The sequence below is a fragment of the Streptomyces sp. NPDC002130 genome, assembly GCF_040296465.1.
Lineage (GTDB): Bacteria > Actinomycetota > Actinomycetes > Streptomycetales > Streptomycetaceae > Streptomyces.
The window spans coordinates 1-1,436 of the sequence record NZ_JBEOXI010000832.1 but is presented as its reverse complement, the minus strand read 5'-3'; the positions used below and the strand labels follow the sequence as shown (position 1 = coordinate 1,436).

The following is a 1,436-nucleotide window of genomic DNA, read 5'->3' as shown; positions in this document are numbered from 1 at the left end:
CGCCCTCGCGGGCACCCTGGTCGACGAGGACGGCCGCCTGCTGGCCTTCGCGTTCATGGCCTCCGGCACTGACCCCGGCAGGCCGACGGCGACCCAGCAGGCCCTGGACCGGATCGCGACGGCCCTGGCGGCGTGCGGCTGCAGGTGACGGCCGGGACCGGCCCGCCGGAGGGGCTCCGGCCGTGCCGCGGGCCAGCCGGTGGTGCTCCGGCCGTCACCGCAGGCCCGCCGGAGGGGCTCCGGCCGTGCCGCGGGCCAGCCGGTGGTGCTCCGGTCGTCGGCGCAGGCCCGCCGGAGGGGCTCCGGCCGTGCCGCGGGCCAGCCGGTGGTGCTCCGGCCGTCGGCGCAGGCCCGCCGGCGGGGCTCCGGCCGTCGCCGCCCTGCCCCAGCGGGCGGGCCTCACGTACGGTTGACGCATGACGAGCATCGGTGGTGCTTCAACCGGCATGGTCGACTGGAATCTCGCGGTCGCGACCGCGACCCGGCTCGTACGGCCGGGCCCCGAGGTCAGTCGCGACGAGGCCCGGGCCGTCGTCGCGGAGCTGCGCCGGCATGCCAAGGCGTCCGAGGTACACGTCCGGGAATTCACCCGTCTGGGCACCGAGGAGGGGCACGACACCCCCGTCCTCGTCGTCGACCGGCCGGGCTGGATCCGGGCGAACGTCGCCGGCTTCCGGGAGATCCTCAGGCCCCTGCTCGACAAGATGCAGGAACGGCGCGGCGACAGCCCGGGCGGCGCGGTCATGAGCGCCGTCGGCGGCAAGGTCACCGGCGTCGAACTCGGCATGCTGCTGTCCTTCCTGGCCTCCCGGGTCCTCGGCCAGTACGAGACCTTCGCCCCCGCCACCGGCGACCTCCCCTCCGGTGGTTCCTCCGACGCCCCGGGTGGCGGCAGGCTCCTGCTCGTCGCCCCGAACATCGTCCACGTGGAGCGCGAACTCGACGTCGACCCGCACGACTTCCGGCTCTGGGTCTGCCTGCACGAGGAGACCCACCGCACCCAGTTCACCGCCGTGCCCTGGCTGCGGGACCACCTGGAGGGTGAGATCCAGTCGTTCCTCCAGGAGACCGACGTCGACCCCATGACCGTCCTGGAACGCGTGCGGGAAGCCGCCCAGAGCCTCGCCGGGGGCCGCCCCGAGGCCGAGGAGGACGACGGCGGCCGCTCCCTCGTCGAGATCGTCCAGACCCCCGCCCAGCGCGAGATCCTCGGCCGTCTCACGGCCGTGATGTCCCTGCTGGAGGGACACGCCGACTTCGTGATGGACGGCGTCGGCCCGGCCGTCGTGCCGTCCGTCGGGGAGATCCGCGAGAAGTTCCAGCAGCGCCGCGCCAAGGGCGCCTCCCGCCTGGACCTGGCCCTGCGCAAGCTGCTCGGCCTGGACGCCAAGCTCCGCCAGTACCGGGACGGCGAACGCTTCGTGCGGGCCGTCGTC

2 protein-coding genes are annotated in these 1,436 nt (G+C 74.9%); one reads left to right on the top strand and one right to left on the bottom strand.

Features of this window, described 5'->3' with window-relative positions; genetic code table 11:
• Positions 1–214 precede the first annotated feature (214 nt).
• Positions 215–418 carry a hypothetical protein gene (locus tag ABT116_RS46070; protein WP_351647162.1) on the bottom strand — a complete coding sequence of 68 codons (204 nt, stop codon included), beginning with the start codon at positions 416–418 and terminating at the stop codon, positions 215–217.
• Between ABT116_RS46070 and ABT116_RS46065 the strand changes: the two genes are divergently transcribed.
• Positions 417–1,436: Rv3626c family coenzyme F420 biosynthesis-associated protein (locus ABT116_RS46065; RefSeq protein ID WP_351647160.1), on the top strand; the 1,020-nt coding region annotated here is incomplete at its 3' end. The two genes, ABT116_RS46070 and ABT116_RS46065, sit on opposite strands and share 2 nt — an antisense overlap.